Here is a 23,759-nt window from a genome sequence, read left to right on the forward strand (position 1 = left end):
GAACCGGATGGCGGGCCGTGGCTCACGGTTCCGATCCATTGGCCGATAACTGGCGTACAACGAACAACCGCCCCGACTGGGCCCGGCGGGGGCGTATGGTATTCTCGGGCCGAAGCCGCACTGCGCGGCGAGCGAGTGGCGAATGAGCGAAGACCGTCAGGGACGCAACACCGGCGACAACAGCAAGATCCTCTACTGCTCCTTCTGCGGGAAGAGCCAGCATGAGGTGCGCAAGCTAATCGCCGGCCCCAGCGTGTTCATCTGCGACGAGTGCGTGGAGCTCTGCAACGACATCATCCGCGAGGAACTCGAGGAGAAGGCGCAGTCCAGCCGCAGCTCGCTGCCCAAGCCGCGCGAGATCCTCGAGGTGCTGGACCAGTACGTGATCGGCCAGCAGCGCGCGAAGAAGACGCTGGCGGTGGCCGTCTACAACCACTACAAGCGCATCGAGAGCCGGCAGAAGAACGACGAGGTCGAGCTGGCCAAGTCCAACATCCTGCTGGTGGGCCCGACCGGCTCGGGCAAGACGCTGCTGGCGGAAACGCTGGCGCGCATGCTCAACGTACCGTTCACCATGGCCGACGCCACCACGCTGACCGAAGCCGGCTATGTCGGCGAGGACGTGGAAAACATCATCCAGAAGCTGCTGCAGAAGTGCGACTACGACGTCGAGAAGGCGCAGCACGGCATCGTCTACATCGACGAGATCGACAAGATCAGCCGCAAGTCCGAGAACCCGTCGATCACCCGCGACGTGTCCGGTGAAGGCGTGCAGCAGGCGCTGCTGAAGCTGATCGAAGGCACCCTCGCGAGCGTGCCGCCGCAGGGCGGGCGCAAGCATCCGCAGCAGGAGTTCCTGCAGGTCGACACGCGCAACATCCTGTTCATCGTCGGCGGCGCGTTCGCCGGCTTGGACAAGGTCATCCAGCAGCGATCCACCGAAGCGGGCGGCATCGGCTTCGGCGCCAAGGTGAAGAGCGCGGAGCGCAAGGCCGACGTCGGCCAGGTGCTGGCGCGGGTCGAGCCCGAGGACCTGATCAAGTACGGCCTGATCCCCGAATTCGTCGGTCGCCTGCCGGTGGTCGCCACGCTGGAAGAGCTGGACGAGGCGGCGCTGGTCAAGATCCTCACCGAGCCCAAGAACGCCATCACCAAGCAGTTCAAGAAGCTGTTCGAGATGGAAGGCGTGGAGCTGGAGATCCGCCCCGATGCACTGGCGGCGATCGCCAAGCAGGCGATCAAGCGCAAGACCGGCGCGCGCGGCCTGCGGACCATCGTCGAATCGGTGCTGCTGGACACCATGTACGAACTGCCGTCGCTGGAGAACGTCAGCAAGGTGGTGGTGGACGAGTCGGTGATCGAGCACAAGTCCGAGCCGTATCTGATCTACCAGACGGTGCCGGCGCCGGCCAAGGCCGCTGCCGCCGACTGAACCGCCGCCGCAGCTGCGTGGAAAGCCGCCTTCGGGCGGCTTTCGCGTTTCAGCGGGAAAGATGCGCCTGTCCGTGTCGTGCAACACGGGTGCAACACCCTGATCTGAAAGGGATTGTGCGGCCATGGTGAAGGCCGCTTGCAACCCGGGTGCAACATCCCCATAAACGAGACATGGCGGCGCCGGCGCGCCGCGGTCGCAATGGAGTCCCCCACATGCCCGCCCAGACCCGATCCGAATCCCCCGTACTGCCGGTGTTGCCGCTGCGCGACGTGGTGGTGTTCCCGCACATGGTGATCCCGCTGTTCGTGGGGCGGGAGAAGTCGATCCGCGCGCTGGACATCGCCGTGGAGGGCGACAAGCGCATCCTGCTGGTGGCGCAGAAAGCCGCCGATACCGACGATCCCGAAGCCGGCGACCTGCATGCCATCGGCACCATGGCGCAGGTGCTGCAACTGCTGAAGCTGCCGGACGGCACCATCAAGGTGCTGGTGGAAGGGCTGTCGCGGGCGCGCGCCGACGAAGTGCATGCGAAGGACGGCGCACTGTTCGCCACCGCGCATGAAGTGGCCGCGGGCGAGGAGCGCGAGCCGCGCGAAGTGCAGGCGATCGTGCGCACCCTGCTGTCGCTGTTCGAGCAGTACATCAAGACCAACCGCAAGCTGCCGCCGGAGCTGCTGCAGACCCTGTCCGGTATCGAAGAGCCCGACCGCCTGGCCGACACCATCGCCGCCCACCTGGGCGTGCGCCTGGCCGACAAGCAGAAGCTGCTGGAGACGCTGGATACCGCCGGCCGGCTGGAACTGCTGGTGGGCCTGGTCGATGGCGAGATCGACGTGCAGCAGATGGAAAAACGCATCCGCGGCCGGGTCAAGGGCCAGATGGAGAAGAGCCAGCGCGAGTACTACCTCAACGAGCAGATGAAGGCGATCCAGAAGGAGCTGGGCGAGCTCGACGACGCGCCCAACGACCTCGACGAGATCGCACGCCGGATCGCCAACGCCGGCATGCCAAAGGCGGTGGAAACCAAGGCGCGCACCGAGCTGGCCAAGCTCAAGCAGATGTCGCCGATGTCGGCCGAGGCCGGGGTGGTGCGCAACTACCTGGACTGGCTGCTGGGCGTGCCGTGGAAGAAGCGCAGCAAGGTGCGCAAGGACCTCAAGGGTGCGCAGGAGACGCTGGACGCCGACCACTACGGCTTGGAGAAGGTCAAGGACCGCATCCTCGAATACCTGGCGGTGCAGTCGCGCGTGGCCAAGATGAAGGGCCCGATCCTGTGCCTGGTCGGTCCGCCCGGCGTGGGCAAGACTTCGCTGGGGCAGAGCATCGCCAAGGCAACCAACCGCAAGTTCGTGCGGATGGCGCTGGGCGGCGTGCGCGACGAGGCAGAGATCCGCGGCCATCGCCGCACGTACGTGGGTTCGATGCCGGGCCGGATCGTGCAGAACCTCAACAAGGTCGGCACCCGCAACCCGCTGTTCATGCTGGACGAGATCGACAAGATGTCGATGGACTTCCGCGGCGATCCGTCGTCGGCGTTGCTGGAGGTGCTCGATCCCGAGCAGAACCACACCTTCAACGACCATTACCTGGAGGTCGACCTCGACCTGTCCGAGGTGATGTTCGTCGCCACCTCCAACTCGCTGAACATCCCCGGCCCGCTGCTGGACCGCATGGAGGTGATCCGCATCCCCGGCTACACGGAGGAGGAGAAGCTCAACATCGCGATGCGCTATCTGGTGCCCAAGCAGCTCAAGGCCAACGGCCTGCGCGAGGGCGAGCTGTCGATCGCCGAGAGTGCCATCACCGGCATCGTGCGCTACTACACGCGTGAATCGGGCGTGCGCAACCTCGAGCGCGAGATCGCCAAGATCGCCCGCAAGGTGGTCAAGGAGATCGCGCTGAAGGGCCCACAGCCGGCGTCGAAGAAGGGCAAGGCGGCGAAGGCGAAGACCATCGTCGTCACCGACAAGAACCTCGACAAGTACCTGGGCGTGCAGCGCTTCGACTTCGGTCGCGCCGAGGCGGAGAACGAGATCGGCCTGGTCACCGGCCTGGCATGGACCGAGGTCGGCGGTGACCTGCTGCAGATCGAGTCCACGCTGGTGCCCGGCAAGGGCGCATTGATCCTGACCGGTCAGCTTGGCGACGTGATGAAGGAGTCGGCATCGGCGGCGCTGTCGGTGGTGCGCGCGCGCACCGAACAGCTCGGCCTCGAGCTCGATTTCCTGCAGAAGCACGACATCCACGTGCACGTGCCGGACGGCGCGACGCCGAAGGACGGCCCCAGCGCCGGCATCGCCATGGCAACCGCGCTGGTGTCGATGCTCACGAAGATCCCGGTGCGCCACGACGTGGCGATGACCGGCGAGATCACCCTGCGTGGCAAGGTCAGCGCGATCGGCGGGCTGAAGGAGAAGCTGCTGGCGGCGCTGCGCGGTGGCATCCGCACGGTGATCATTCCGGACGAGAACCGCAAGGACCTGGCCGACATCCCGGCAACGGTGACGAAGCATCTGAAGATCGTGCCGGTGAAATGGATCGACGAGGTGCTGGACCTGGCGCTGGAGCGGCCGTTGCCGGCGCAGGCCCGTGGCGGCGCCAAACCAGCGGCGGCCTCCAAGGGCAAGGCCAGGGGCAGGGCGGGCGGCCGTCCCGCCGTGCAGCATTGAACCCTGTACGCGGATATGCATGCAGGATTGATCGCATGTGTCTGAAAGCCGCACCACTGCTCGCTTTCGTGTTGCGCACCGGAAACGGCGCTGGTATAAGGTTGGCAACCGCGGCGGCCTGGTCTGGCGTCGCGGCAAGCCCGGAACCACGGCAGGGGAGCGCCGCGGTTCCGGTCAACGAGAATTCTCCGCGTCACTTTCCGCAACGGAGCCAACAAGCAAATGAACAAAGCCGAATTCGTCGAAGCCGTCGCCGACAATGCCGAACTGACCAAGGCCGATGCCGGTCGCGCTGTTGATGCGATGGTCGCCGCCATCACCAAGGCCCTCAAGAAGGGCGACACCGTGACCCTCGTGGGCTTCGGCACCTTCTCGGTCCGCAAGCGCGGCGCCCGCACCGGCCGCAACCCGCGCACCGGCGACACCATCAAGATCAAGGCCTCCAAGAACCCGGCGTTCAAGGCCGGCAAGGCGCTGAAGGACGCGGTCAACTGATCTTCCCTCAGGGGAGCATCCGAAAAGCCCGGCCACAAGCCGGGCTTTTTCGTGACTGGCGCCTGCAGTCAAAGGTTCCGTTGCGCGGCGCGGGCTGCGATAATCGCCGACCCGGGCACTTAGCTCAGCGGTAGAGCGGCTCCCTTACAAGGAGCGGGTCGGGGGTTCGATCCCCTCAGTGCCCACCAGGTTGCGAAAGAAAAGTGTTGCGCCTGCGGAAAATGTAGGTATGATTGCGGGCTCACAGCGGAGTGGTAGTTCAGTCGGTTAGAATGCTGGCCTGTCACGCCGGAGGTCGCGGGTTCGAGTCCCGTCCACTCCGCCAGTTACAAGCAAGAGCCCTGCAGAAATGCGGGGCTTTTTGCTGTGCGCGCGCCGCAATCTCCGCTGCCTGCCGCGCTGCTCGGGTTAGACTACCCGGCTACGTCTCATTGCCGGTTCGCCCATGCTGCAGAAACTCCGCGAAAAGACTTCCGGTTGGATCGCCACCGTGATCCTCGGCCTGCTGATCGTCCCGTTCGCCTTCTTCGGCATGGAGTCCTACATGTCGCAGCAAGTGGATAACTACGCCGCGCGCATCGCCCAGCCGCCATCGTGGTGGAAGTCGGCGCCGCAGGTGTGGCCGGTGACGTACCTGTGGAAGATCCATGACATCGACGCGCAGGCCTACCGCGAGCGCCTCGAGGTGACGCGCATGAACATGCGCGAGCAGCAGGGCGAGAACTTCGATCCGAAGGCGTTCGAATCGGTGGAGAACAAGCGTCGGATCCTCGATGCGTTGATCGACGAGCAGCTGATGAAGCTGGCCGCCGAGCGCGATGGCATCGTCATCGGCGACGTCGCGGTGCGCGACGCGATCCAGAAGTTCCCGGACTTCCAGGTCGACGGCGCGTTCAACGCCGATCGTTACCAGCTGTTGCTGGCGTCGCAGAACCCGCCGCTGACCCCGCGCGACTTCGAGGCGCGCATCCGCGACAGCCTGAAGAACGAGCTGATCCCCGCAGGGATCGCCCGTTCCGCCTTCGTCACCGATGCCGAGCTGGATCGCCTGATGCGCCTGCTGGGCGAGCGCCGCGACGTCGGCTTCGTGACCCTGCCGCCGGCTGCGCCGGATACCGCCGAAGTGACGGCCGCGCAGATCGATGCCTGGTACCAGGCCCACAAGTCCGATTACCGCAAGCCGGAGTCGGTGCGGCTGGAATACGTCGAGGTTGACGGCAGCGCGCTGCCGGCGCCGGCGGTGGACGAGGCGGCGCTGCGCAAGCGCTACCAGGAGCAGATCGCCAAGTATTCCTCGGCCGAGAAGCGCGAGGTCGCGCATATCCTGGTGGCGGTGGCGGCCAACGCCAGCGACGCCGACAAGAAGGCTGCGGAAGCCAAGGCCAGGAGGCTGGCCGCCGAGGCGAAGGCGCCGGGCGCGGACTTTGCCGCACTGGCGAGTGCCAGTTCGGATGACGCCGGCTCCAAGGCCAGTGGTGGCAGTCTCGGCCTGATCACGAAGGGTGGCATGCCGGGCGCGTTCGACGACACTGCCTTCGCGATGCAGGCGGGGGAAGTGCGCGGCCCGGTGAAGACCGATTTCGGCTGGCACATCATCAGGGTGAATGGCGTGCAGGCCGCGGTGCAGCGGCCGTTCGAAGATGCGCGCGCGGAGCTGGAGAAGGAACTGCAGGAAGGCTCGCGCGAGCGCGCCTTCAACGAGCTGACCGGCAAGCTGGTCGATGCCGCCTACCGCACGCCGACCTCGCTGGAGCCGGCCGCCAAGGCGCTGGGCCTGCCGCTGCAGACCACCCCGGCGTTCACCCGCGCCGGTGGCCCCGGCATCGCTAGCGACCAGAAGGTGCTGCGGGTGGCGTTCTCCGAGACGATGCTGCAGGACGGCACCGCCAGCGACCCGATCGAACTGGGTCCGGAGCGCACGGTGCTGATCCGGGTGATCGACCATGAGGCCGAGAAGGCGCTGCCGCTGACGCAGGTGCGTGACGCGGTGGTGGCGGCGATCCGGGCGGATCGCCAGCGCAAGGCCGCCGACACTGCCGCGGATGCGCTGGTGAAGGCAGCGAAGGCCAAGGGCTTGGCGGTTGCCGCCCAGGAAGCCGGGCTGGTCGTGGCCGATCTGAACGACATCACCCGTGGCATGCCGGTGCCATCGCCGCAGGCGGCGCAGGCCTTCTTCGATCAGCCCCGTCCCAAGGCCGGCGGCGCGTCGGTCGGCAAGGTGCTGGTCGGCGACCAGTACCTGGTGTTCGCGGTACGTGCGGTGCGTGACGCGGACATCGGCCAGGTGACGCCGCAGGAGCGCGATACCCTGCGCAAGCAGATGTCGGCGGCGCATGGCATGCAGGCGCAGAACGCCTTCATCCGTGCGGCGCGCGCCAAGTACAGCATCAAGGTGGCTGAAGACCGCCTGTGATGCGCGGCAGGCGGCGCACGAGACGCCGCTTTCGCCAGAACGCAAAACGCCCGGCACTGCCGGGCGTTTTCGTTTGGCGGAGCGGATGGGCAACGTCGATGCCGCACCCGCCAGCCCAGCTCTCCCCGTACCGCGGGGAGAGGGCGCGCGATCAGTCGATCCCGCTCATGCCCATGATGTTGTAGCCGGCGTCGACGTAGGTGATCTCGCCGGTGATGCCGTTGGCCAGGTCGGAGCACAGGAACGCGGCGGTGTTGCCCACGTCTTCGATGGTGACCGCACGGCGCAGCGGCGCGGCGGCTTCGAAGCTGCTCAGCATCTTGCGGAAATTGGCGACGCCCGACGCGGCCAGCGTGCGGATCGGGCCGGCCGAGATCGCGTTGACGCGGGTGCCCTCGGGGCCCAGTGCCATCGCCATGTAGCGCACGGTGGCCTCCAGCGAGGCCTTGGCCACGCCCATCGTGTTGTAGTTCGCCAGCGCGCGCTCCGCGCCGAGATAGGACAGGGTGAGGATGCTGCCGTTGCGGCCCTTCATCAGTGGGCGCGCGGCCTTGCCCAGTGCGGCCAGCGAGTAGGCGCTGATGTCGTGGGCGATGTGGTAGCGCTCGCGGTTGATGCCGTCGAGGAAGTCGCCCTCGATCGCCTCGCGCGGGGCGAAGGCGATGCAGTGGACGAGGATGTCGAAGCCGTCGCTCCAGTGCTTGCCCAGCTCGGAAAAGCAGTTGTCGATCTGGGCGTCGTCGGCCACGTCCAGCGGCAGCACGATGTTGCTGCCGTACCCGGCGGCGGCGTCCTCGACGCGCGACTTGAGCTTTTCGTTCTGGTAGGTCAGCGCCAGTTCGGCGCCTTCGCGGTGAAAGGCGTCGGCGATGCCGGTGGCGATCGAACGCTGGCTGGCGATGCCGGTGACCAGCGCGCGCTTGCCCTGCAGGAATCCCATGGTGTCTCCTTGAATGTGCGCGTGGGGCGCGTCGAGCGAATGCTCTAGTGTGCCCTGCGCGCGGGGTTGCGGCCAGTGTGCGCGCCCGTATGGTTGGCTCAGGTGCGGAAGCCGTCCTTCCACGCGCGCAACACCCCGAACACTTCGGTGCCGCTGGCCAGCGGCCGGCCGGCGTGGCGCTGCGCCGCCGCGTGCACGGCCGGTTCGGCGCAGCGCAGGAACGGATTGCAGGCGCGCTCTTCCCCTAGCCGTGTCGGCAGGGTGGGCTGGCCCGTCGCGCGCAGGCGGCGGATTTCGTCCGCCCGCGCCCGCAGCGGCGGATTGTCGGGATCCACGGCCAGTGCGAACGCCGCATTGGCCAGTGTGTATTCATGCGCACAGCAGACCCGGGTATCGCCCGGCAGCGCGGCCAGGCGCGCCAGCGAGGCGTGCATCTGCGCAGCCGTGCCCTCGAACATCCGCCCGCAGCCCAGGCTGAACAGCGTGTCGCCGCAGAACAGCAGGCCTTCGCCGTAGTAGGACACGTGGGTGCGGGTGTGGCCGGGGACGGCCAGCACGCGGAAGCGCCACGGCCCGACGGCCACTTCCTCGTCATCCGCCACCCGCTGGCTGGCGGTGCCGATGCGCTCGTCGGCGGGCGCGAACACCGGCGTGCACGGCCACCGCGCCAGCAGCGCAGGCACCCCGCCGACATGGTCGCCGTGGTGGTGGGTCAGCAGGATCGCGTGCGGCGGCGGGCCGTCGCCCAGTGCGGCCAGCACCGGGGCCGCATCGCCCGGATCGACCACCAGCGCGCGGCCGGCGGCGTCGCGGAGCAGCCAGATGTAGTTGTCATCGAATGCCGGGAGCGACAGCAGGTGCATTTGTCCAGCCGTGACGTGGTGCGGGCTTTCCCGCAGAATCCCGATCATGCCGCTGTCCTCGTTCCGCCCACAACCCGATCCCGCCGCTGCTGCCGCCTGGTTCGCAGGGGCGATGGGGCAAATGCTGCTGGACAGCGAAGTCGACTGCGTGGCCGCTGCGCTGCGCCAGCGGCCGGGGCAGGCTGCGCTGTGGCTGGGACCTGAGGCCGCGTCGCTGCCCGATGGCAGCGAGAGTCCGCTGCCCGTGCGCCTGCACATGGGGGGCACCGCCTTCCATGGCGACCTGCGCTGCGGCCTGCCGCTGCCGCTGGCCAGCGATTCCTGCGCGGTGGTCATCGTCCAGCATGGCGACGCATCCGGCTGCGACCAGGCGGCGCTGCTGGCCGAATGCGCGCGGGTGCTGCTGCCGGGTGGCTGGCTGTGGTTGCTGGCGCTGAATCCGCTCTCGCCCTATCGCCTGCGCTGGCGGGGGCAGGGGCTGCATGCGCGCGAGCCGGTGACCTGGCGCAAGCGCCTGCGCGCGGCCGGGCTGGCGCCGGACTCGTTGACCCAAGGGATCGGCCCGGTCTGGGACATTGCCGTGGATGCGCGCCTGCAGGACGGCGTGGGCCTGCGCGCCGCTTTCCTGCTGCGCGCCGAAAAACGCAGGCTGCCGATGACGCCGCTGCGCAAGCCGCGCCCGCTGGCGCTGCAGGCAGGGGCGGCTGCGTGAGTCCTGCACGCAAGCACGTGGATATCCATACCGACGGCGCCTGCCTGGGCAATCCCGGGCCGGGCGGCTGGGCCGCGCTGCTGTGCTGGCGGGGCGTCGAGCGCGAGCTGTCGGGGGGCGAGCCGGCCACCACCAACAACCGGATGGAGCTGATGGCGGCGATCGCCGCGCTGGAGACCCTGAAGGAGCCGTGCAACGTGGTGCTGACCACCGATTCGCAGTACGTCCGCCAAGGCATCACCGAGTGGATGGCCGGCTGGATCCGGCGCGGCTGGAAAACCTCCGGCGGCGAGGCGGTCAAGAACCGCGACCTGTGGGAACGCCTGCATGCCGCCGCCGGCCGGCACACAGTCGACTGGCGCTGGGTCAAGGGGCACGCCGGGCATCCCGAGAATGAGCGGGTCGATCAGCTGGCACGTTTGCAGGCGCTCAAGCACAAGGAGTACACGGGCTGATGCGGCAGGTCATCCTCGATACCGAAACCACCGGCCTGGAATGGCAGAAGGGCAACCGGGTTGTTGAAATCGGCTGCGTCGAACTGGTCGAGCGGCGGCCGACCGGGCGCACCTTCCACCGCTACCTGAGGCCGGACCGCGAGTTCGAGCCGGGTGCGCAGGAAGTCACCGGGCTGACCCTGGAGTTCCTTGCCGACAAGCCGCGCTTCGCCGAGATCGCCGGCGAGTTCCTGGACTTCATCGATGGCGCCGAGCTGATCATCCACAACGCCGCCTTTGACCTCGGCTTCCTCAATGCCGAGTTGGCGCGCCTGGACGGGCTGGGGCGCATCCAGGACCGCTGCACGGTGGAGGACACCCTGCTGATGGCGCGCCAGCGCTATCCGGGCCAGCGCAACTCGCTGGATGCGCTGTGCAAGCGGCTGGGCGTGGACAACTCGCAGCGCCAGCTGCATGGCGCGCTGCTCGACGCCCAGATCCTGATGGATGTGTACCTGGCGCTGACCTCGGGCCAGAGCGAGATCGGCTTCGACAGCGACGCGGCGCCGCAGGCTGCCGCCGCTGTCATCTTCGAGGTGGACGCGGGGGCCGCAGCGCCGCGCCCGCGGGTACGTGTCTCCGCCGAGGAGGCCGAGGCCCACGCCGCTCGACTGGCCGGTCTGGCCAAGAAGGCCGGGCAGGCCGTATGGCTGGTGCTGGAAGCGGAGCCCGAAGCGGGCCTGGCGTAAAGCCGGCAGGGCGCGGGCAGCGCCTGCCGCTGCGTGGTGCGCAGGAGTGGCTCAGTGCCGGCGGACCAGCACCACCGTCACGTTGTCCGAACCGCCGCCGTCCAGCGCCGCCGCGACCAGGCCGTCGACGCATTCCTGCGCGCTGCACTCGCGGTGTGCCAGCACCTGCGCGATATGGCGGTCGTCGACTTCTTCGGTCAGGCCGTCGCTGCACAGCAGCAGCTGCATGCCCGGGCGCAGCTCGCCCGCCAGTGTTTCCACGTTGAGCTGCTCCGGCGCGGTCACGCCCAGTGCCTGCGTCACCACGTTGCGATGCGGGTGGCTGCGGGCCTGGTCGGCGCTGATGGCGCCCTGGGCGATCAGTTCCTGCACGTAGCTGTGGTCGTGCGAGATCTGGGTCAGGGTGCTGTCCCGCCAGAGGTAGACCCGGCTGTCGCCGACCCAGGCCACCTCGAAGCGATTGCCGTTGACGCGGGCCGCGACCACGGTGGTGCCCATCGGCAGGCTGTCGCCGCGGCGCCGCGAGCAGCGGATGATTTCCTCGTCGGCGATGCGGATCGCCTCGGCCAGGCTGCTGCCCGCGCGCACCTGGCGCACGATGGTCTCCCGTGCCAGAGCGCTGGCGACCTCGCCGTATTCGTGGCCGCCCATGCCGTCGGCCACCAGCCACAGCCCCAGGTCGCTGTCGCCGTAATAGGTGTCTTCGTTCAGCTCGCGCCGCAGGCCGACATGGGTCAGATGTCCGAATTCGATCATGCGCGCAGCATTCGTCCGGGTGGTCATGGGAGATAACGGAATCATGCGCAGGAACCGGACGGAACGGCAATGCGGATTTGCGTTGCCGTTGGGCGATGGTTGGGCAGACGGTGGCCGGCCGCCTGTGCCGGAAGTCCGGCGTGGGCGGCGCTTGGGTCTGTCGCGGAGGGAGGGATGGACTTGCGCCGTCCATGGCCCTCGCCCTGCGGGGGCGCTTGTCCGGCGCGTCCCCGCAGACATGAAAACGCCCCCTGGCGGGGGCGCTTTCATGTCTGGCGGAGAGGGAGGGATTCGAACCCTCGGTAGGCTATAAACCTACGCCTGATTTCGAGTCAGGTACATTCAACCGCTCTGCCACCTCTCCGGAAGTGGGCCACGCATGATACGGGGCGCGTGGCCGCTCGGCAAGGCGGTACACTGGCCGCCCCTCCGGAGGCTGCGTCCCGATGTCCGAAATCCTGGTGCCCGTGTCGTTCGGCGAGCTGCTGGACAAGATCGCCATCCTGCAGATCAAGTCCGAGCGCATGACCGACCCGGCCAAGCTGGCGAACGTCCGCGCCGAGCTGTCCGCGCTCGAGAAAACCTGGATGGCGCACCCCGCCGCCGGCCAGGACATCGTCAAGCTGCGCGCCGAGCTGAAGGCGGTCAACGAGCGCCTGTGGGTGATCGAGGACGACATCCGCCTGAAGGAAAAGGTGCAGGCCTTCGACGAGGAGTTCATCGAGCTGGCACGCTCGGTGTATTTCCAGAACGACATCCGCGCGCGGGTGAAGAAGGACATCAACCTGGCGCTGGGCTCGGCCTACGTCGAGGAAAAGTCCTACCAGGACTACGGCAGCGGCAAGGGCGCCTGAGCTCTCAGCAGAAGCTGGTCCGGAAGCGCTCGAAGGCGCCGATGGCATCGGCCACGCCGATCAGGTCCATCACGCCCTCGGCCTCGATCTTCGTTCCCCATTTCAGGTCCGCCGCCGGCCTGCCGCGGTATTTGCGCGCGGCATCGTCGTAGCGGTTCACGCACCAGCGCCGGTCGGAATACGGGCCGCTGCGGTGCGGGTTGGTGGCGGCGTGCAGGCCCAACACCGCGGTGCCCATCGCGTTGGCGATGTGCATCGGGCCGGAGTCCGGCGTCACCAGCAGGTCGGCGCGGGCCAGCAGGGCGGGCAGCTGCTTGAGGGTGTCCTTGCCGATCAGGTCGAGCACGCCGTCGCGTGCGGCCATCGCGGCGAGGATGGCGTCGCCGGTGCTGCGCTCCAGTGCGCTGCGCCCGCCGCACAGCACGATCCGCCAGCCCTGCGCCGCGGCGTGGTCGGCCAGTGCGGCGTAGCGCTCCGCACGCCAGTTGCGCAGGGCATGACTGGAGCAGGGCGAGATCATCAGCGTGCGGCGGCCGTCGTCGTCCCACTGCGCACGCGCCCAGGCGTGGGCGTCCTCCGGCACCGGCAGGTTCCAGGTCACGTCCTCGCGCACCAGTCCCAGTGGCTCGCAGAAGCTGCCAATGGCGTCCAGCACATGGATGTCTCCGTGGTCGGGGATGCGTTCGTTGATGAAGAGGCCGTGGCCTTCCTTGCTGCGCGAGCGGTCGTAGCCGATCCGTCGTTGCGCCGGCACGAACGCCGACAGCAGGTTCGCGCGCGCCGACACCTGCAGCTGCAGCAGCGCATCGAAGCGCTGGCCCAGTTCGCGGCGCAGCGCGCGCATGCCGGCCAGCCCGGTCTTCTTGTCGTATTCCACGAAGCGCACCCCGGGCAGGCCGTCCAGTAGCAGGCGCTCGCCGCGACCGATGATCCAGGTCAGCTCGATGCCCGGCAGCCCGGTTTGCAGGGTGTGCACCAGCGGCAGCACGTGGGTGACGTCGCCCAGCGCGGACAGCCGCAGCAGGCAGATCGAACGCAGGGCATGGGCTTTTTGCACGCGGTTGTTACACTCGGAAGGATGACGGGTTTCGACGCCAACGAGCATCTGACGCCGTTCCGCGACGCGCGCGGCTACGGCGCGATTCTGTTCGACCGCACGCAGGTGCGGCAACCCGAGCCGGCCTGGTTCGATCCGGACCACTGGGGCATGGCCGCCCAGCAGGTGTCGGAGGGCGGCCGCGGCGGCGCGTGGTTCATCGATTTCGGCCAGGGCGATGCGCTGCTGCGTCATTACCTGCGCGGCGGCCTGGTGGCGCGCTTCAGTCGCGATCGCCATCTGTGGCGCGGCATCCAGCGCGTGCGCAGCTTCGCCGAGTTCCGCCTGCTGCGCACCCTGCGGGCGAGGAAGCTGCCGGTGCCGCTGCCGTTCGCCGCCTGGTACCACCGCGATGGCCTGCACTACCGGGCAGCGATCCTGATGCAGCGGCTGCAGGACGTGCGCCCGCTGGCCGCGCTTGCGGCCGAGGGCATCGCGCCCTGGGAGGCGGTGGGCCAGCTGGTTGCGCAGTTCCACCGTGCCGGGCTCGACCATGCCGATCTGAACGCCCACAACATCCTGTTCGATGGGCAGGGACGGGGCTGGTTCATCGATCTTGACCAGTCGCGCCTGCGCATCCCCGCCACCGCCTGGCGCGAAGCCAACCTCGCGCGCCTGCACCGCTCGCTGCGCAAGCTGCGCGGCATGCGCAGCACGGAGGACGTGGACGCCGATTTCGCCCGTCTGCGCGCGGCCTACACGGTGGCGTGGGATCGCGGCTACTGAACGCAGGACCGCGGGCCCGAACGGCTCTTCCGTCCGGAGGCCGGGCAGAAGCGGGGGCTGGATCCGGGCACCGGGAGTCCGCAGCTTGCGAAGCAAGGCCGGGTTGATGGGCGAAGCCGGAAAAAGGCGGTGGCCCCGCCGGCTGGCCTCGGCGCCCGCGTCAGTCGATACCGTTGCTGCCTTCCGGCCCTGGCGGGGTTTTCGACCTAGCGTCGCGAGGGGCCGACGGGGCCACCATAGACGTGGGCCGCGCAGCGCGCGGCCCTGGAACCTGGCGGAGAGAGGGGGATTCGAACCCCCGAAGCGCGGTTTAGACGCTTACACACTTTCCAGGCGTGCTCCTTCAACCACTCGGACACCTCTCCGGGATCGCGCATTCTAGCGGTGGCCCGGCGGTTCCACAACAGAACCGCGCGGGCGGGCGCCGGGCGGCCGGCGGCCCATGCCACAATGACGGCATGTCCTATCTCGTGCTCGCCCGCAAGTGGCGCCCAAAGCGGTTCGCCGAACTGGTCGGCCAGGAACACGTGGTGCGCGCGCTGACCAACGCGCTGGAAACCGGCCGCGTCCACCACGCGTTCCTGTTCACCGGCACCCGCGGGGTCGGCAAGACCACCATCGCGCGCATTTTCGCCAAGAGCCTGAACTGCGAGCGCGGTAGCGGCGCCGATCCCTGCGGCGAGTGCGAGACCTGCAAGGCCATCGATGCCGGCCGCTACATCGACCTGCTGGAGATCGACGCCGCGTCGAACACCGGCGTGGACAACGTCCGCGAGCTGATCGAGAACGCGCAGTACATGCCCAGCCGCGGCAAGTACAAGGTCTACCTGATCGACGAAGTGCACATGCTGTCGAAGCCGGCGTTCAACGCGCTGCTGAAGACGCTGGAAGAGCCGCCGGGACACGTCAAGTTCCTGTTCGCCACCACCGATCCGGAGAAGCTGCTGGTCACGGTGCTGAGCCGCTGCCTGCAGTTCAACCTCAAGCGGCTGGACGAGGCGCAGATCCGCGGCCAGATCGTGAAGATCCTGGGCGCCGAGGGCATCGAGGCCGACGACGACGCCGTGGCGCAGCTGGCCCGCGCGGCCGACGGCAGCCTGCGCGACGGCCTCTCGCTGCTCGACCAGGCCATCGCCTATACCGGCGGCCGGCTGGACGGCGCGGCGGTGGCCGCGATGCTGGGCACGGTGGATCGCAGCCGCGTGCAGGCGCTGCTGGCCGCGCTGGCGGATGGCGACGGCGCGCGGCTGATGGACGAGGTCGCGCAGCTGGCGGAATTCTCGCCGGACTGGACTAGCATCCTCGATGCTTTCGCGCAGGCGCTGCACCGCATCCAGGTGAAGCAGCTGGTGCCCGCGGTCGATATCGGCAGCGATGCCATCGACGTCGAAGGGCTGGCCGCGCAGCTGCGGCCGGAGCTGGTGCAGCTGTGGTACCAGATGGCGCTGAACGGCCGTCGCGACCTGGGCCACGCGCCGAGCCCGCGCAGCGGCTTCGAGATGACCTTGCTGCGGATGCTGGCGTTCCGCCCCGATGCCGCCGCGCAGCTGGCGCCGGCACGGGCGCAACCGGTACAGGCCGCCGCCCCGGACGCTTCCAGACAGGCGCGCAGCGACGCTGCTGCGCGTGCGCGTGCCGCCTTGGCCAATTCGCTGCCGATGGGTGCCCGTCAGGCGCCGGCAGTCGAATCACCGCCGCAATCCGCGCCGATGCCACCGCCGCCCGTGCAGGCGCCAGCCGTGCCGGTGGCCCCTGCGGCGGCGCCCGCGCCGGTCGTACCCCCGGCGCCCGCCTCCACCAGCGCCCTGCTGGTGACCGATTCCGAACACTGGCTGGAGCTCGTCGCCGGTTGCGGCCTGCGTGGTCCGGCCAAGCTGCTGGCGGAGAACGCCGGCTTCGTCGGGCACGCCGACGGCGTGCTGCGGCTGTCGCTGGCGCCGGAGCAGGAGCACCTGAAATCGCCCAGCTTGGTGCTGCAGCTGTGCGAAGCCATCGGCCGGCAGTTGGGCGGCGAGGTGCAGGTCCGCTTCGAGATCGGCCAGCCGCGCGGTGAAACCGCGAACGCCCGCAACGCGCGCGAGCGCGATGCGCGCCAGGCCGGCGCGGAAAGCGGTTTTGTCGCCGATCCCGGCATCCAGCGGCTGGTCCAGCAGTTCGGCGCGCAGATCGTGCCGGACTCGGTGCGCCCGCTCGACGCCAACTGAACATCCCACACTGCAACAAACGGAAGAACGACATGCGTGGAAACATCGCCCAGCTGATGCAGCAGGCGCAGAAGATGCAGGAAAACATGCAGCGCGCCCAGGAAGAAGTGGCAGCGCTGGAAGCCACCGGCAGTGCCGGCGGCGGCATGGTCAGCGTGACCCTGGGCGGGCGCATGGACTGCCGCAAGGTGCGCATCGACCCGGCCGCGCTGGCCGACCCGGAGATGGCGGAGGACCTGATCGCCGCCGCGTTCAACGATGCGGTCAACAAGATCAACGCCGCCTCGCAGGAAAAAATGGCCGGCGCCACCGCCGGCATGCAGCTGCCGCCGGGCTTCAAGCTGCCGTTCTGACCCGGCGAATGAGGGGGCTTCCCGCCGAATTCGCAGCGCGGGCGGACCGCGCGGTTTTCGCCCGCCTGCGCGTTGCCCGGTGTGCGCTGCATGCGCACCTCCGTCGGTACAGCCAGATTACGGATCCATGACCGTTTCCCTGCTCGAACAACTCATCGATGCGCTGCGCGTGCTGCCGGGCGTGGGCCAGAAATCCGCGCAGCGGATGGCCTACCACCTGCTGGAGCGGCAGCGCGACGGCGGCCGGCGGCTGGCGGATGCGCTGGCCGAGGCGATGGAGCGGATCCGCCACTGCAGCCGCTGCCGCGACTTCAGCGAGACCGAGGTCTGCCCGACCTGTGCCAGCAGCGCGCGCGATGCGCAGCTGCTGTGCGTGGTGGAAACACCTGCGGACCGGTTGGCGATCGAGCAGGCCACCGGCTTCCGCGGCCTGTATTTCGTGCTGCAGGGGCGGTTGAGCCCGCTGGACGGGATCGGCCCGCGCGAGCTGGGCCTGGACCAGCTCGCGCAGCGCCTGGAGCAGGGCGAGGTGCGTGAACTGATCGTCGCCACCAACCCCACCGTGGAAGGCGAGGCGACCGCGCACTACCTGGCCCAGCTGGCGCGTGCGCGCGGCGTCCAGCCCAGCCGGCTGGCGCACGGCGTGCCGCTGGGTGGCGAGCTGGAATACGTGGACCGCGGCACCCTGTCGCACGCTTTCGGCAGCCGCAGCGAAATCCCGTAGCACCGGGGCGTCCCGGAGCGATCAATCATTCGAATCGCATTCGCGCGGTGCGCTCCTACAATCGGGCGTCCGCCAGGAGTCCGAGATGTCAGACACCATCTTCCACAAGATCATCCGCCGCGAGATCCCCGCCGACATCGTGTTCGAGGACGAGCACCTGATCGCGTTCCGCGACATCGCGCCGCAGGCGCCGGTGCACGTGCTGTTCGTGCCGAAGCAGGACTTCGCCACCCTCAATGACGTGCCGGAAGACGCGGCGATGGTGGTCGGCCGGCTTGCGACCGCGGCCGCGCGCTACGCCAAGCAGCAGGGCTTCGCCGAGGACGGCTACCGGATCGTGATGAACTGCAACGGCGATGCCGGCCAGACCGTGTTCCAGATCCACCTGCACCTGCTGGCCGGGGCGCCGCTGGGGCGGTTCGGCACGTCGATTGGCTAAAGTTTCCCGGCGAAATGTCGTAAACACCGGGTCAACCCCGGAACAGATGCGGCCAGGAGCAGCGGGCAGGGTCATGGAAAAACCTGTCATGCGTTTGCGGATCCGGTCATCGGATGGTTTTCTGTTTGCCGGCGCGGCGCTGCTGATGGTGGCGGCGCTCCTGTTGCCGGGCTACGAGCTGTTCGGTGTCGGGTCGGGCGATCTGCTGGCGAGCCACCTGCTGCTTGAACTGGCCGCGGTGGTGGTGACCATGATGGTGGTCATCGTGGCGTTCTTCTCGCTGGAGGAGGAACGCAGTCCGCTTGCCAACAGCCTGATCCTGGTCTTCACCCTGGTCGCCGGTATCGACCTTGCGCACGCGCTGTCCTATCCGGGCATGCCGCCGTTCCTCGGGACGCCGAACGACATGTCGAAGGCGGCCTTTTTCTGGATGTTCGGTCGCGCCGCGGAAGTTCTCGGCTTCACGCTGGCATTGTGCCGGGTCCGTCTGCCGGGCGGGCGCTGGCCCTGGTTCCTGCTGGGGATCGCCGGCAGCGGGCTGGTGGCATGGCTGGGCGGCCGCCATCTGGCGATGTTCCCACCGCTGTTCCTGCCCGGCGTTGGCGTCACCGCGTTCAAGGCGGCGTCCGACTATGCCCTGTGCGCGGGGTTCCTGCTGCTGGCTTGGCGGCTGTGGCGCAAGGCCTCCAACCGCGGTGACGACGAAATGGCCGAGCTGGCGAGGGCGAGTTATGTCCTGGGCATCGGCGAGCTGGCCTTCACCGGCTACGCCAGTGCCGGCGAATGGCAGGTGGTGCTGGGCCATGTCTACAAGGTGTTCGCGTACATCTTCGTCTTCCGCGCGATTTTCCTCTCCGCGATGCGGCGCCCCTACCAGCACCTGCATGCGGCGCAGCGGCAGCTGGAGCTGAAGGAACAGCAATACCGGACGCTGGTCGACAACCTGCCGATCATCGTGATGCGGCTGGACCTGGGGCTGCGCCTGCGGCTGGCGAGCCCGTTGATCGAAACCAGCCTGGGCGGGACGTTCGAGGAAATGCGCGGCCGTCCCATCGGCGAGATTCTGCCGTCCGGGGTGGCGGCAGTGGTGATGCCGGCCCTGGAGTCGGCCCTGCGGGGGCAGGCGGCGGAGGTGGATTACGTGTTCGCCTCGCCGACCCAGGGCCAGCTGCACAGGCATCTGATGGCGACGCCGGAACGCGCCGGTGATGGCCAGGTCCAGCACGTGCTGGTGATCATCCAGGACACCAGTGCGCGCGAGCGTGCCCAGCAGGCGCTGCAGGAGTCCATGCGCGAGACGCGCGAGCTGAAGGCGGCGCTGGACGCCCACGCGATCGTCGCGGTCACCGACCGGCGCGGGGTCATCGTCCAGGTCAACAACAAGTTCTGCGAGATTTCGCAGTACGCGCGCGAAGAGCTGGTGGGCAGGACCCATGCGGTCGTCAATTCCGGCTTCCACCCGAAGGCGTTCTTCACCGAGATGTGGGCGACGATCGCGCGCGGCGAAGTCTGGAACGGCGAGCTCTGCAACCGCGCCAAGGACGGCAGCCTGTACTGGGTGCAGACCACGATCATGCCGCTGCTCGGCGCCGACGGGCGGCCGGTGCGCTACATCGCCATCCGCGCCGACATCACCCGCCGCAAGCTGGCCGAGCAGGAAGCCCAGCAGCTCGCCTTCTACGACGTGCTGACCGGACTGCCGAACCGTCGGCTGATGAACGATCGGCTGGCGCAGGTGATCGGACACTGCCGGCGCGAGCAGCAGTACGGGGCCCTGGTGCTGATCGACCTCGATCATTTCAAGGAGGTCAACGACACCTTGGGGCATGCGCAGGGTGACGCGCTGCTGCGGCTCGTGGCAGACCGCCTGCGCGCTGCTGTGCGCGGCAGCGATACCGTGGCCAGGCTCGGCGGCGATGAATTCGTGTTGCTGCTGGAGGACCTGGGCTCGACCCTCGAGGATGCCACCGCCCATGCCGCCGACCTCGGCGAGAAGATCCGCTCGATGCTGGCGCCCGTCTACGTGCTGGACGGGCAGCCGGTAGTGTGCACGCCGAGCCTCGGCATCGTGATGCTGCGGGGCGACCTGCCGCTGGATGCGGAAGAGCTGCTCAAGCGCGCGGACCTGGCGCTGTACAAGGCGAAGGACGAGGGGCGCAACGAGCTGCGTTTCTTCGATCCGGCGCTGCAGGAGGAGGTCAACCACCGCACCGCGGTGCTGCGCGACCTGCGCGCGGCGCTGGAGGAGGGGCAGCTGCGGCTTTACTACCAGCCGATCATCGACGCTTCCCGGCGCGTTGTCGGAGTGGAGGGATTGTTGCGCTGGCAGCACCCGGTGCGCGGGCTGCTTTCGCCGGGGCTGTTCATGCCGCTGGCGGAGCAATCGCCGCTGATCGTGCCGATCGGGCATTGGGTGCTCGATACCGCCTGCGCCCAGCTCGCGGCCTGGGCGGGGGATCCGGTGCGCGCCGACTGGACGGTCGCGGTGAACGTCAGCGCCCGCCAGCTGCGCATGCCGGAGTTCGTCGGTGGCGTCGAGGCCGCGCTTGCGCGGAGCGGTGCGCCGCCACAGCGGCTGCGGCTGGAAATCACCGAAAGCCTGCTGCAGGAGGACCTGGATGACAGCATCGCCAAGATGCAGGCGCTGCGGGAGCTGGGCGTGCGTTTCTCGCTCGACGACTTCGGTACCGGTTACTCCTCGCTGAACTTCCTCAAGCGGCTGCCGCTGGACCAGTTCAAGATCGACCAGTCGTTCGTGCAGGGGCTGCCGGATGTGGTCGGGGACGTGGCGATCATCCGCATGATCCTGGCGCTGTCCGCGCCGCTGGAGCTGCTGGTGGTGGCCGAGGGGGTGGAAACCGAGGCGCAGTTCGAGTTCCTGCGCGCGCACGGCTGCCACAAGTTCCAGGGCTACCTGTTCGGCAGGCCGATGCCGGCCGAGGCGCTGCCCGGTCCCCTGCTGGCGGGATGATTGCGGGCGGCTTCAGGGGCGATGGGCGCGCAGATCGCGCAGCAGCGCCTGCAGTTCCGCGCGGTTGCCTGCCGGTGCATAGCGCGCCAGGTTGAAGCGCGTGGCCAGCGTGGCCAGGTGCTGGCCGGCGCGCGGGCTGTCCGCCGCCACCCGGATGGCCCAGGCCAGCGCCGGTTCGTGCGCCGCGCGGCCGCGGCCAAGCCTGCGATAGCGTGCCTCCAGCGCATGCCAGGCGCGCAGCAGCGGGTCGCGTTGGCGTTCGCCGCGGGCGATCAGCCAGGCCATCCATGCCAGCGCCAGCGCGGCGATGGCGGCGAACAGCGCGACCAGTGCGCCCGCGCCCAGCCGGTCCAGCCCCAGCGGCTTGAGCAGGCTTTGCTGGCGCTGCGCGTTGAAGCCCAGTACGAAGTCGTTCCAGCCGCGGCGCAGCCAGTCGCTGGCGTTGAACATCGGCACCAGCGCGTCGAGCCCGGCGATGCGGCCCGGCTGGCGGTCGGCGATGGTGTCGTACACGCGCTCGGGCGCCACCGCGGCAGTGGGGTCCACCCGCACCCAGCCGCGTACCGGCAGCCACACTTCCGTCCACGCATGCGCGTCCGATTTGCGTACCAGCCAGTAATCGCCGATCGGGTTGCGATAGGCGCCGGCATAGCCGGTGACCACCCGTGCGGGAATGCCGGCGGCGCGCATCAGCACCACGAAAGCCGAGCTGAAGTGCTCGCAATAGCCCTCCCTGCGGTCGAACAGGAAGTCGTCGACCTCGTTGCGGCCGGCCAGCGGCACGTTGAGGGTGTAGGCGAAATCGCGGCGGATCATCGCCAGCGCGCGGCCGATGATGGCGGCATCGCTGCGGCCCCGGGCGTCGCTGCCGGCGTCGCGCCGCCACTGGCGGCCTAGCGCAACGGTGCGCGGGTTGTAGCCTCGCGGCAGCGTCAGCGCACGCGCGCGCAGCGGCGGCGGCAGCTCGGCCTCGAACGCGGCCGGCGGCGCCGAACGCATGCGCCAGCGCGACACGTTGTACTGCGCGGTTTCGGCCCAGGGCGTGTAATCGCGGCTGGCGTAGGCGCCGTCGGGCAGCTGCGTGGGCAGGTCCAGTGCGACCAGCTGGCGGTCCTCGGTCGGTTCGAGGTCGATGCGGTAATCCCAGCCTGCGCCGGCCGGCCGCATCGGTGCTGCGGGAAGGCGCTGCAGGTCGCGCGCCTGCCGCCAGCTGCGGCCATCGAAATCCCACAGCACCGGCCCGCGCCAGTACATCTGCTCCTGCGCGGGCGCGCCGCCGAAGAACTGCACGCGTGCGGCCGGGCTGTCGTCCAGCAGCAGTTCGCCCATGCTGCCGGGTGTCATCGTGTCGGACAGGCCCGGCGTGGCGACGCTGCGGTGCGGCAGCCCCCACAGCGGCGAGGGCAGCCGCGGGAACAGCCAGAACGCCGCCAGCGCCAGCGGCAGCCCGAGCGCGAACAGGCGCAGCACGCCGAAGGTCGCCGCTCCGCGCCCGGCGGGCTGCGCCACCTCGCCTTCGTCTGCCGCCAGCCGCTGCAGCGCCAACAGCGCCAGCAGCACCGCCAGCAGCGCCAGCGCCAAGCTGGCCGGACCCTGGTCGAGCAGGAAAGTGGCGAACGGCCCGAACAGGCCGAAGCCGACCAGACTGCGGCCGTCGCGCAGGCTGAAGGTTTCGCTGGGCTTGAGCGCCAGCATCGCGGCCAGCACCGCGCAGGCGGTATCGCGGCCGATGCCCGGTGCCACCACCGCCACCGCCAGCAGTGCGCAGGCGCTGAGCAGCAGACGCAGCAGCGCCGGCATCGGCCGCCGCCAGGAGGCCGCGACCACCACCAGCGCGCCGACGCCGAAGGCCGGCCCCAGCCAGGCCGGCAGTTGCAGCAGCAGCGGCAGCAGGCAGGCGGCGGCCGCCAGCAGCACCTGCATGCGGGCGCGTGCCGTCATCGGCGGCGATGCGTGCTCAGCCATGCGCAGGCTCCGACGCCGGCGTGTCCTGCGGCAGCAGCGCCAGCGCGCGCAGGCAGCGGTGCCGGTGTGGCGGCCCGCGGTCGCTGGCGATGGGCGGTTGCGCCGGCAGCTGCAGGCCGTAGCGGCGGCCGTCGCGCTCGGCATCGTCGACCCAGCGCGCCAGCCGGCGGATGCGCTGCTCGTAAGGCAGCCCGGCGGTCTGCTGCCAGTCCAGCAGCAGTTCGCCGCCGCGCTGCTGTTCGTAGTCGCGGACCAGCAGGCTGTCGTGGCGGGCGGAAGCCTTCCACGCGACCGTGCGCGGCGGGTCCCCCGGCCGATAGCCGCGCAGGTGGTGCGGGTCGTCGCCGGAGCGTGCGGCCTGCGCATGGTCCTGCCCGTTGGCGGGAACCGGCAGCGGTGGCGCCTGGGTTTCCGGCGCCGGGTAGACCAGCAGCGACTGCGCCGGCCAGGCGTACCCCCAGGCCCGCGCCAGCCCCAGTGGCTGGACGCTGGACAGCTCCAGCCGCGGCAGCGGCAGCAGGCCGCGGCGCGTGGTCGGCAGGCGCAGCTCGGCGGAAGCACCGCTGGCATCCAGCGCGACGTGGGTGGCGTGTTCGCCCACCGCCACCCGCAGGCCGCGGCGGACCCGTGCATCGGCGGCGCCCAGCGCGATGCGCAGGTGCAGGTCCTCGCCGGCCACCACCGGTTCGGCCGCCACCGCTTCCACCCGCAGCCCGGACAGCTGCATATGCGCGGCGATCAGGCTGGCCTGCGCGGCGCCGGCCAGCAGCAGGGCCAGCAGCAGCGCCGGGTTGTTGTTGAAGTTGAGTGCGCCCAGCAGCATCGCGCCCAGCAGCAGGCCGAAGAACAGCCCGCTGGCGGTGGGCAGCACGTAGATGCGGTGGCGCGTGAGCTGCGCCGGCAGCGTTTCCGGCGCGCGCGGGCGCATCCACGCCTGCATGCGCCTGCGCAGCGCGGCGAT

19 protein-coding genes, 4 tRNA genes, 1 other RNA gene and 1 pseudogene are annotated in these 23,759 nt (G+C 69.2%); 16 read left to right on the forward strand and 9 right to left on the reverse strand.

From position 1 onward, the window contains the following. The first annotated feature begins 142 nt into the window (after positions 1–142). The 6 genes and pseudogenes from clpX (at position 143) to ICG51_RS10615 (ending at position 7,012) form a co-directional block, all read left to right on the forward strand. Entirely contained in the window at positions 143–1,432 is a 1,290-nt protein-coding gene (gene clpX / locus ICG51_RS10590) for an ATP-dependent Clp protease ATP-binding subunit ClpX (protein WP_190280331.1), read from the forward strand. Between the two features lie 215 nt (positions 1,433–1,647). Then, positions 1,648–4,011: pseudogene (lon, locus tag ICG51_RS10595) on the forward strand (endopeptidase La); the annotation flags it as partial. A gap of 315 nt (positions 4,012–4,326) precedes the next feature. Then, a complete protein-coding gene (locus tag ICG51_RS10600; RefSeq protein WP_028838418.1) occupies positions 4,327–4,599 on the forward strand; it encodes an HU family DNA-binding protein in 273 nt (90 codons plus the stop codon). A gap of 113 nt (positions 4,600–4,712) precedes the next feature. Next, positions 4,713–4,787: transfer RNA gene (locus tag ICG51_RS10605), tRNA-Val, on the forward strand. 60 nt (positions 4,788–4,847) lie between these two features. Then, positions 4,848–4,924 (forward strand) — tRNA-Asp (locus tag ICG51_RS10610). Positions 4,925–5,044: 120 nt separating this feature from the next. Further along, positions 5,045–7,012: a SurA N-terminal domain-containing protein gene (locus ICG51_RS10615; RefSeq protein ID WP_190280333.1), complete on the forward strand. Its 1,968-nt coding sequence runs from the start codon at positions 5,045–5,047 to the stop codon at positions 7,010–7,012. A 151-nt stretch (positions 7,013–7,163) separates the two neighbouring features. Here the strand turns inward: ICG51_RS10615 and ICG51_RS10620 are convergent, their stop codons facing one another. Continuing rightward, positions 7,164–7,952 carry an enoyl-ACP reductase gene (locus ICG51_RS10620; protein ID WP_190280334.1) on the reverse strand — a complete coding sequence of 263 codons (789 nt, stop codon included), beginning with the start codon at positions 7,950–7,952 and terminating at the stop codon, positions 7,164–7,166. A 98-nt stretch (positions 7,953–8,050) separates the two neighbouring features. Then, entirely contained in the window at positions 8,051–8,815 is a 765-nt protein-coding gene (gene gloB, locus ICG51_RS10625; protein ID WP_190282447.1) for a hydroxyacylglutathione hydrolase, read from the reverse strand. Positions 8,816–8,861: 46 nt separating this feature from the next. On the opposite strand from gloB, the gene ICG51_RS10630 reads away from it, so the two are divergent. The 3 genes from ICG51_RS10630 to dnaQ are packed head-to-tail and all read left to right on the forward strand — an operon-like array spanning position 8,862 to position 10,710. Then, a complete protein-coding gene (locus tag ICG51_RS10630; protein WP_190280335.1) occupies positions 8,862–9,527 on the forward strand; it encodes a hypothetical protein in 666 nt (221 codons plus the stop codon). Continuing rightward, on the forward strand, positions 9,524–9,982 hold the full coding sequence (gene rnhA, locus ICG51_RS10635; protein WP_190280336.1) for a ribonuclease HI: 459 nt from the start codon (positions 9,524–9,526) through the stop codon (positions 9,980–9,982). The genes ICG51_RS10630 and rnhA overlap by 4 nt, the downstream gene beginning before the upstream one ends. Beyond that, positions 9,982–10,710 (forward strand): DNA polymerase III subunit epsilon, encoded by a 729-nt coding sequence (dnaQ, locus tag ICG51_RS10640; RefSeq protein ID WP_190280337.1) that lies wholly within the window; start codon positions 9,982–9,984, stop codon positions 10,708–10,710. Before rnhA ends, dnaQ begins: the two co-directional genes overlap by 1 nt. A 51-nt stretch (positions 10,711–10,761) precedes the next feature. Here the strand turns inward: dnaQ and ICG51_RS10645 are convergent, their stop codons facing one another. Together ICG51_RS10645 and ICG51_RS10650 are read right to left on the reverse strand one after the other, a co-directional pair. Continuing rightward, positions 10,762–11,466 (reverse strand): protein phosphatase 2C domain-containing protein, encoded by a 705-nt coding sequence (locus ICG51_RS10645; protein ID WP_190280338.1) that lies wholly within the window; start codon positions 11,464–11,466, stop codon positions 10,762–10,764. 273 nt (positions 11,467–11,739) lie between these two features. Continuing rightward, positions 11,740–11,830, reverse strand: a tRNA-Ser gene (locus ICG51_RS10650). Positions 11,831–11,912: 82 nt separating this feature from the next. On the opposite strand from ICG51_RS10650, the gene ICG51_RS10655 reads away from it, so the two are divergent. Next, positions 11,913–12,320 carry a DUF6165 family protein gene (locus ICG51_RS10655; RefSeq protein WP_190280339.1) on the forward strand — a complete coding sequence of 136 codons (408 nt, stop codon included), beginning with the start codon at positions 11,913–11,915 and terminating at the stop codon, positions 12,318–12,320. A gap of 4 nt (positions 12,321–12,324) precedes the next feature. On the opposite strand, the gene ICG51_RS10660 is transcribed toward ICG51_RS10655, so the two are convergent. After that, positions 12,325–13,359: a glycosyltransferase family 9 protein gene (locus tag ICG51_RS10660; RefSeq protein ID WP_223809587.1), complete on the reverse strand. Its 1,035-nt coding sequence runs from the start codon at positions 13,357–13,359 to the stop codon at positions 12,325–12,327. Between the two features lie 39 nt (positions 13,360–13,398). On the opposite strand from ICG51_RS10660, the gene ICG51_RS10665 reads away from it, so the two are divergent. Continuing rightward, positions 13,399–14,142, forward strand: coding sequence for a 3-deoxy-D-manno-octulosonic acid kinase (locus ICG51_RS10665; protein ID WP_190280341.1), 744 nt, complete (start codon positions 13,399–13,401; stop codon positions 14,140–14,142). A 138-nt stretch (positions 14,143–14,280) separates the two neighbouring features. Here ICG51_RS10665 and ffs read toward each other — a convergent pair. Further along, an RNA gene (ffs, locus tag ICG51_RS10670) (signal recognition particle sRNA small type) lies at positions 14,281–14,371 on the reverse strand. A 43-nt stretch (positions 14,372–14,414) separates the two neighbouring features. After that, positions 14,415–14,507, reverse strand: a tRNA-Ser gene (locus ICG51_RS10675). 93 nt (positions 14,508–14,600) lie between these two features. Here ICG51_RS10675 and dnaX point away from each other — a divergent pair. From dnaX to ICG51_RS10700, 5 genes are all read left to right on the forward strand, one after another. Beyond that, entirely contained in the window at positions 14,601–16,346 is a 1,746-nt protein-coding gene (gene dnaX, locus ICG51_RS10680) for a DNA polymerase III subunit gamma/tau (RefSeq protein ID WP_190280342.1), read from the forward strand. Between the two features lie 32 nt (positions 16,347–16,378). After that, positions 16,379–16,699: a YbaB/EbfC family nucleoid-associated protein gene (locus ICG51_RS10685; RefSeq protein ID WP_190280343.1), complete on the forward strand. Its 321-nt coding sequence runs from the start codon at positions 16,379–16,381 to the stop codon at positions 16,697–16,699. Between the two features lie 127 nt (positions 16,700–16,826). After that, entirely contained in the window at positions 16,827–17,423 is a 597-nt protein-coding gene (gene recR / locus ICG51_RS10690) for a recombination mediator RecR (RefSeq protein ID WP_190280344.1), read from the forward strand. 85 nt (positions 17,424–17,508) lie between these two features. Next, the gene (locus ICG51_RS10695) at positions 17,509–17,862 is read left to right on the forward strand and encodes a histidine triad nucleotide-binding protein (RefSeq protein WP_190280345.1); all 354 of its coding nucleotides are present in this window, start codon (positions 17,509–17,511) and stop codon (positions 17,860–17,862) included. A gap of 88 nt (positions 17,863–17,950) precedes the next feature. After that, positions 17,951–20,833 carry an EAL domain-containing protein gene (locus tag ICG51_RS10700; protein WP_190280346.1) on the forward strand — a complete coding sequence of 961 codons (2,883 nt, stop codon included), beginning with the start codon at positions 17,951–17,953 and terminating at the stop codon, positions 20,831–20,833. A 12-nt stretch (positions 20,834–20,845) separates the two neighbouring features. Here ICG51_RS10700 and ICG51_RS10705 read toward each other — a convergent pair whose 3' ends face one another. Both ICG51_RS10705 and ICG51_RS10710 read right to left on the reverse strand, forming a co-directional pair. Further along, positions 20,846–22,798 carry a DUF3488 and transglutaminase-like domain-containing protein gene (locus ICG51_RS10705; RefSeq protein WP_190280347.1) on the reverse strand — a complete coding sequence of 651 codons (1,953 nt, stop codon included), beginning with the start codon at positions 22,796–22,798 and terminating at the stop codon, positions 20,846–20,848. Beyond that, the gene (locus ICG51_RS10710; RefSeq protein ID WP_190282448.1) at positions 22,791–23,738 is read right to left on the reverse strand and encodes a DUF58 domain-containing protein; all 948 of its coding nucleotides are present in this window, start codon (positions 23,736–23,738) and stop codon (positions 22,791–22,793) included. The genes ICG51_RS10705 and ICG51_RS10710 overlap by 8 nt, the downstream gene beginning before the upstream one ends. Positions 23,739–23,759: the final 21 nt, after the last annotated feature.

The sequence above is a fragment of the Thermomonas sp. XSG genome, assembly GCF_014678725.1.
Lineage (GTDB): Bacteria > Pseudomonadota > Gammaproteobacteria > Xanthomonadales > Xanthomonadaceae > Thermomonas.